We start from the raw sequence: 7,624 nt of genomic DNA, 5'->3' as shown, positions 1-7,624 counted from the left end.
TGATCAGTTAGAAGGAATCGAGTTCAAGTCATTTGAGGGCGAATATAAAGGAAATACAACACGAGTCAATGTCTTTTGTCACATTCACCAATTCAGTTGGGTGGCAACGTTAGCCAATCTATTAAGAGGAACAGGGTGTTCTAAATGTTCTGGTGTTTACAAACACTCCAAACAAGAAAGAATTGACCAAATAAATAGTCTGCCCAACTTACAATTCATCTCATTTCCTGATGGATATAAGTCTGGAAAGTCTAAAGCATTAGTTAGATGCCTTAAAGATGGTTACGAATGGGAAGTATCAGTGACAGGACTTATTGATAAAGGAAGAGGTTGTCACAAATGTTCTGGTTCTGTTCGTGTAAAGGAAAATGATGTTATTTGTGCAATAGAAAAGAATGGTAATGTTGCTTTTGTGTCTTTCCCTGATGGTTATTTAAACTCACACTCAAGAGTGGAACTTAATTGTTCTCACTGCAATTTAAATTGGGATATGTCTTCAAATAATGCCATTTTAAAGCCAATTAAATGTCCTACTTGTTCAGATGTAAAACGAATAAAAACAAAAGAGCAGGCGCTATTTCTATTAAAACAACTAAAAGGTATGAAATTCTTAAAGTTCACTGAGGGGTTTAAAAATCTAGATTCAATAGTTAAGATGTTATGCCTGAAAAATAAAGAACATATTTTTGATGTTAAGGTAAAACATGCCTTAACCCTATCTGGTTGTAAAATTTGTTCAGGGAGGTATGTTTTTTCAGAAGATGAACAAATAAGGCGACTGAAATCAAAGGATAACTTTGTTTTCATTGAATTAGTGGATAACTATAAAGACTCCCATACTAAAGCATTGATTAGATGTGTTAAGGATGGGTATGAATGGACATCAACCATAAATAGATTAGTTAATTCAAAATCTGGCTGTCCGAAGTGCGCAGGTAACTTTCAGTTATCAGAAAAAGAAGTAACCAAGGCCATCAATGAACTTCCTAATAGCCAATTTATTAGTTTTCCAGATGGGTATATAAGCCAAAAGGATAGAGTTGAGGTTTTTTGTAAAAAGCATGATTACATTTGGGTATCAAATATTCATACAGCAATTAAGGGAATGACTGGCTGTGGGGAATGTAGAGCTGAAAAGGTTCGCTTGAAAAGGCGGACACCTAAAAATGATGTGATTAACAAAATTAATTCACTAGAAAACATTCAGTTTATTGATTTTGATGGCGATTATATTAACGGTTATTCTAATGTAAAAGTTAAATGTCTTGTCGATGGAAATGAATGGACACCAACTATTGATAACTTGGCAAATGGCCGTGGTTGCCCTAAATGCTCAAAAGTATACAAATACTCTGAAGCAGAACGAATAGAACAGATAAATAACATCAAAAACCTTGAGCTTGTTGAGTTGGTTGACGGTAAAGCACATGCAAAATCACGAGTGATACTTCGTTGTCTACATGATGGTTTTGAGTGGGAAACAACTATAGATGCTATTACACTGTCCAAGAGTGGTTGCCCTCGATGCGCCCATAATAGTTGGGATTTAAAGCAAACGTTAAGGTACACATACACTTGGGACTTTGAACGATGGTTATATTACATTAAATTTAAGAATGTCTTAGGCCAATATTTTTGGAAAATAGGGTTGAGTAAAGGGGGGACTATCGGGGATAGGTATAAACCTAATGTATTAAGAAAAGATGGATTAACCGTTGTTGACTATAAAACAATCAAAACTAATAATTTAAATGCTACCTTGACAGAATATTATGTTTTAACAAGGTACGGTAAATTTAGCATTGATATGAGGGAATATATGACTTATAGCAAAGGGGGAACTGAATGTTTTCATTTAGATATCCTAAAAAATTCAACACTCGACAATGAAATAATCAAAGCAAATTTAATTAAAAGCGACTTAGTTAGCGAAGTTGAAACTATTAAGGAAAAATTAGTTGTGGAATAGATGATGTTAGCGACTTAGTAGAATGAAAGGAAACGATGAAAATAATAAACAAAGAATATACAAATAGAATAACAGTGAACTGTTATGAATCAGAAAGGCTGGAGGTAATTGAAAAATTTTCTGAACAGGGCTTTGATTTAGAAGATGAACTTCAATTCAAATCTAATGAATCAGTGATTACCGTATATAAAAAGGTCATGATTAAATTCAAAGAACCTTTAGGTAAGGCTTTATCTGAAATCGATGCTGCCAGATTTCTAAGTAAAACATTAACGAATATTAAAGATAATGAAGATTTCAAACCTAAATTAGTTTCTAGCCCAATATCTGATTATCCTGTAGTTGTGTCATTTTTCTCTCGAAATATAGGAGAGAGAATTTTAATTTATATTGAAAAGATAGATGGATTTTATAGGGCAGTTGGTTATTCAGAAGAAATATAAGAATTTCAACATTGTTAATAATGTAGCAATAGTTATCTTTTAGGTATCAAACCCCACCGTCCGTAATGAGCTTAAAGCGGTCAAAAATATTGACTAATACTCACCTCAATTTAAGTCGGCTTAGATACGATACCGGACGTTAGCCTTGGCTTATCTAGGGACAAGTGATCCGACTAAGCGGTCATTAGTCTAATTGGTAAATTATGCGTTTAATCAAGTAAAGGAAATAAATAACCGGTAAATGAAGGGGGCTTTGTGTAAGCTTTTTTTTTATGGTGGAAAGTTATAACCAATACTGTAGGGTATTGGTCAAAGTAAGTATTAAGGGAGAGGGATACGCTGTAATAGATATTTTAGAGAGATATTTTTGATTTTTTAAATGTAATTTTATAGCAATTGTTACATTGATATTTAAATTCATTTCTATGGTTGAAATGTTTTTCTGTCCAACTTCGCTGGACCCTCATAACAGGTAATTCTTTCTCGCAAAATTTACATTTATTCATAATTAATCCTTTAATTTATTATATGTGTGTCGATGGCAAACACTGAAATGACCAAAAAACATCAAAACTTGTAGCGTGGAATGAGTAGGATTAAAACCTTATTACCACTTCGCTCAACTAACCATGAAGTTGAGCGAAGTGCACTAAATCCATTTAGGCGAAAACTGTGCAACCAAAAATATTCAATATTCTATATTCTATGCTGCTGAAGATACCATAAAAGCGAATAAAAACAAGCACAAAGCCCCGTATCTTACGAATTAATCACCCAGTGTAACGAAGTGGTTAATTCAGTGTTATTATTAATAATAAAATGATGAATCGAGGTAAGCTTTTCGAGGGGGGCACCTTTGAATGATCAAGGTAATCCTCTGCTTCGCCAATATTATCGAGGTGGTAGAGTAGTTTATTAATGTTGTTGTTGTGTGCTTCTTGGGATGTTGGATTGCTTATACCTGATAGTTCTAGCCAAGTGTTACTAAGGAGATAGGGAATTTCATATTTAGCTGTCCTTGCTGATTGAAGTTTATTGAGTGTATATTATTCTGAACGTCAACACATAGGAGCCGAATCAATTTTACTTGCTGATATTATGATTTCACCACCACCCACAGCCTTTTAAAAATTGGGGAGTGAATGAAGCAAATGAGGGTTTACTTCATTTAGTGCTGATTTCGAGGGGATGGGCAACTAACCCCTATATGCATCAATTCCTTTATCAAAGTCATCGTTAGCAACGATAGAGAAAGACAAAGAAATCAATAAAAAGAGAGGGAGTAACCGTAAGTGCATGTAAATAAACCTTGTTTTTTATATAATATTTACTTAACTAATTTACCTAATATTTTTATACCTTCCTTTTCAATAAGGTCAAGACTCGGTTCTAGCTCAGCCGTTTTATCAAGTACTAGATATTCGAGTTCTTTTGAATTAGCTTGAAATCTATTATTATCTGATAATGCTAAACTTCTATTATGAGAATCCCAACCTATTGATGTATCAAATTCAACATAAGTAACACCACCTTGTTTGACGGCAACATCTAAACTTGCCAGTTTACCACCAAAATATGTATATAGAGTTTCATCAGAATTCGACGTTTCTATAAAAATATATGATGATCCATTTAAGGTTCCATGATATTTATCTTCAGTCCAGATACCGGAAGAGAAAACAATATTTGATAAGGAGTAGACTACAACACCCTGTTTACCTTCAATAAACTTTGTAAATTGCTCGTTACCTACAATCATTTGCGGGGGTAAAAAGCGTTCAAAGCGTGTAAATAACTGCCCGGTATGTTTGTATTTGCTGAAAGGGTTAAGAATGGCGGTATAGCGTAAAATAGGTGAAATTTCTGACGGCTCTTTTATGAAGCTATAACCATCAGTGAACATTTGTATTGCTTCATCTTTTGTTATTGTATTTTCAACACCAACTGTATTGTCTGTTTTTGTTTTTTTACCAAACAATGACGTTGTGGTGAACAAGAATTGATTGTTATCTTTTTTATTCAAAAACAGCTTGTTGGATTGCGGCATTTGGACATTGTTTTCAAGTAATTGAGTGAAAAAAACACCCTTGCCAATCTCAGACGATATAAAATTCACATCTTCATCTGCAGGACACTCTATAAACTCACCACTACCAACCCTATATATTTTATCATTACACGTCACTACTAGACTGGCCATAGCCCCGCCCATGGCTGACTCTCTAAATAAATAATGTTTTTGGTATTGTTGTGACGAGAAAAACTTCTCTGCAAGTTCAGTGTTCTTCACTCCTGATGCGCATCCCCCTAGACCTAGAGCAGATGAAATTGCAGCTAAAGTAAAAAGTATTTTTTTCATATGAATATCCTTATAGTTAAGTGTTTATATAATACTTGAAGTATTAATTGGCATGTTAGGCTGACCCAGCCACCGGCCATTTGCCTTAATGTTATGTAAAAAAATGATTGGTGACAAGTTCTTTTAAAGCCTCATCATCTTCAATATGTGCCAGAAGAAAACGACACATAGCTATCAATTATTTATTGATAATCATACCATTTGAATTTTTATAAGAATTTTCATCTCCATAGATATTTTCCTGACTATTGTCATCGGCATTGTAATCAGGACTATTACCACCACGGTCATTACTATAATCACGCTCTTGGGCATTATAATAAGGACTATTATAATCACTGTCATCACTACCATAAGTAGTGGGATCCGCATACAAGTTACTGCTAAACAAAGTTATAAAAACGCTAGCACTTAAAAGCAATTTTTTCATTTTATTTCTCCACGCCCTGTGGAATGTAAGCTGCTAGACGGGCGGAAAAGCCTAACAGCTTATTGGAAGGCCTCATGCCTACTTCCATAATTTATTGAGTGCACAATAATGGTTAACATAATGATTTTCAAGCTATTAATAAACGCTGTGATTTATGTCTTAAGTTTAAACAAGGCGCTGTACCTTATTTCTCGCAAAAAGTGATCATAAAACCAATACTCAGTCACTTGTATGTATATGTATATCTATGCCTACATTGAAGTCCTTTAAAAATGGGTGAGTGAGTGAAGTAAATGCGTATTTACTTCATTTAGTGCTGATTTCGAGGGGGTGGGCACAACCCCCCTTAAAAGCTAATATCCGCTTTTGGCTAGCTGGAGAAATATCTAATAATCACTAGGCCAATGTTAACAAAGATACGAAAGAAGACAATTCAATAACTGTTTCAAACCTATATTATTAGCTAGCTTTGTTGACAATTTTAAAGAGTGAGGAATAGGTATTCTATATTCACCACCCCTTCCTCTGGAGAGGAAGGGGTCAGGCATAATAATTAATAACTGCAATTTTTAGGAGAGCAGATCTCACTTTCACAATAGTGACATCTGGTTGTGTTTTTTCCTTGAGATTTAGCTGTGTAAAGATACTTGTCGGCATATTCGAGTAGGTCGATTTTGTTATTAAAGTTACTTGGATGGACACAAGCTAAACCAGCACTCATGGTAACACGTATACTATCCTTTATTGCATCACGTTTAATATTCAATTCTTTTAAAACTTGATGTATTTTGGTGCAAATTTCTTGTGCTTGTTCAGATGACGTATTTCCTAAAACATAAATAAATTCTTCCCCACCGTACCGACAAAATAGATCACTTGGTCTGTTTACTAATTGTTTTAATTCATTACAAATTGTCTTTAAACACCAATCACCTTTAACGTGACCATACGTATCATTGAATGCTTTAAAGTCATCAATATCAATAATGATGAGACTAATTGGAGACAATGACCGGGCACATCGAAGCCATTCTTTTTGAAAAAATTCGTCAAATGCTCTACGATTTGCAACCCCTGTTAGGGCATCGATATTGGAATTTATATCTGCTTGTTTTTTCTGCGTGATATTAACATGCTGTAATAAGGTATAAGTTTTTTGGTTGGATTTAAATGGAGTGCAGTTGAGTGAAAACCAACGATGATTGTCTGGACTATGACAAGGATATTCAAATGAAAAACTCGGAGAGTTCTGACTGGCAACAGCTTCTATGCCTGATAAAATGAGTGAAATATCATCATTATCTTCACTTATTGAATTCTTACAAATATCGAAGTAATTGATTTTATGCCAATCGGTGGATTGCGTTGAAGAGTTATTTAATTCAAAATCGACCCATGCCTGATTTACAAATACAATATCACCAATATTATTAATAATACAAATATGTTCAGGAAGAGCATCGAGTGCATTATTGAAAAAGTCTACCTCATCCATGAATAAGTACCTATCAACTAAATACAATGTGATTAATAAATATACGATCAAAACCAGAATATTGCAACTATGGGATTTTTAAGCTTATCAGCTAGTTGGACGAATACTTATTATATCGCTGCTAAGGAGTTTTAAAATCAAATAAGCCAAACTGTCTAGTTTGCCACAAACTCTTCATAGCAGTTTCTTGGATAAGGACAGCTTATGGCTAGCACTTGTCTTAAAGATCAACTAACTTCTAATGATCGCTATGTCGGATCAGAAGCCATAAGGGAATCATTGATGCTAACGACCGTTTTAAGTCTTGGAACCGTCCTTAGTAACGTTAACGCTATCGTCAATGCGCACTTTCAATACGGTATTTCTTCTGACGTTTCAAAAGTTTTAAACGCTTTGCATTACCTTTTTTGTGCTCAATCCCGCTAGTTTTCGACATTCTGCACAATTAGAGTGATGTAAGTCGTTAATCTAAGCCCTTTGCATTACCTTTTTTGTGAACAATCACGCTAATATCGAACGTTCTTCACAATTAAAGTAATGCATAAAGAAGTATTTAATAGTGAGAAATGCTGATCGCTGCCTCTGTTTTTAGTAGGAAATACTGATCACGAGATACATTTACTAAGCGTTATTAATAGGAAATGCTGATCACGAGATGCATTTATTGAGCTTTAGTTAGTGAATAACAGCAGATATAGCGTCTTTTGACTTCAAACAGTAACGTTAAGCGACTAATTACAGCTGTTTCGGACAAATTATGAAGATATTAGTTTTTTGGTAGGAAATACTGATCACGGAATCCTTTTTTACTAGGAAATAGTGAGTACGAGATACATTTACTAAGCATTATTAGTAGGAAATACTGATCACGACAACTTTTTACTAGGAAATAGTGATCACGAGATGCATTTACTAAGCATTATTAGTA

General features: G+C 34.2%; 6 protein-coding genes. 3 read left to right on the top strand and 3 right to left on the bottom strand.

Annotated features, from left to right (window positions below):
* The coding region (locus H4J69_RS19175; RefSeq protein WP_182245142.1) for a zinc-ribbon domain-containing protein at window positions 1-1,969 on the top strand (1,969 nt) is incomplete at its 5' end.
* Between the two features lie 35 nt (window positions 1,970-2,004).
* Window positions 2,005-2,412: a hypothetical protein gene (locus tag H4J69_RS19170; protein WP_182245141.1), complete on the top strand. Its 408-nt coding sequence runs from the start codon at window positions 2,005-2,007 to the stop codon at window positions 2,410-2,412.
* Window positions 2,413-3,739: 1,327 nt separating this feature from the next.
* Here the strand turns inward: H4J69_RS19170 and H4J69_RS19165 are convergent.
* The 3 genes from H4J69_RS19165 to H4J69_RS19155 form a co-directional block, all read right to left on the bottom strand.
* Window positions 3,740-4,771 (bottom strand): hypothetical protein, encoded by a 1,032-nt coding sequence (locus tag H4J69_RS19165; protein WP_182245140.1) that lies wholly within the window; start codon window positions 4,769-4,771, stop codon window positions 3,740-3,742.
* A gap of 178 nt (window positions 4,772-4,949) precedes the next feature.
* Window positions 4,950-5,201 (bottom strand): hypothetical protein, encoded by a 252-nt coding sequence (locus tag H4J69_RS19160; RefSeq protein ID WP_182245139.1) that lies wholly within the window; start codon window positions 5,199-5,201, stop codon window positions 4,950-4,952.
* Between the two features lie 553 nt (window positions 5,202-5,754).
* The gene (locus tag H4J69_RS19155) at window positions 5,755-6,696 is read right to left on the bottom strand and encodes a GGDEF domain-containing protein (protein ID WP_182245138.1); all 942 of its coding nucleotides are present in this window, start codon (window positions 6,694-6,696) and stop codon (window positions 5,755-5,757) included.
* A gap of 204 nt (window positions 6,697-6,900) precedes the next feature.
* Here H4J69_RS19155 and H4J69_RS19150 point away from each other — a divergent pair, with 204 nt between their 5' ends.
* Window positions 6,901-7,122: a hypothetical protein gene (locus H4J69_RS19150; protein ID WP_182245137.1), complete on the top strand. Its 222-nt coding sequence runs from the start codon at window positions 6,901-6,903 to the stop codon at window positions 7,120-7,122.
* The last annotated feature ends 502 nt before the right edge of the window (window positions 7,123-7,624 follow it).

The organism is Colwellia sp. BRX10-9, assembly GCF_014077405.1.
Classification (GTDB): domain Bacteria; phylum Pseudomonadota; class Gammaproteobacteria; order Enterobacterales; family Alteromonadaceae; genus Colwellia_A.
This window is presented reverse-complemented; position numbering and strand designations above follow the sequence as displayed.

Excerpts from the sequence above, each read along its gene's own strand:
- H4J69_RS19160 (WP_182245139.1), bottom strand. The coding sequence starts at position 5,201 with ATGAAAAAATTGCTTTTAAGTGCTAGCGTTTTTATAACTTTGTTTAGC.
- H4J69_RS19165 (WP_182245140.1), bottom strand. The coding sequence starts at position 4,771 with ATGAAAAAAATACTTTTTACTTTAGCTGCAATTTCATCTGCTCTAGGT.
- H4J69_RS19155 (WP_182245138.1), bottom strand. The coding sequence starts at position 6,696 with ATGGATGAGGTAGACTTTTTCAATAATGCACTCGATGCTCTTCCTGAA.
- H4J69_RS19170 (WP_182245141.1), top strand. The coding sequence starts at position 2,005 with ATGAAAATAATAAACAAAGAATATACAAATAGAATAACAGTGAACTGT.
- H4J69_RS19150 (WP_182245137.1), top strand. The coding sequence starts at position 6,901 with ATGGCTAGCACTTGTCTTAAAGATCAACTAACTTCTAATGATCGCTAT.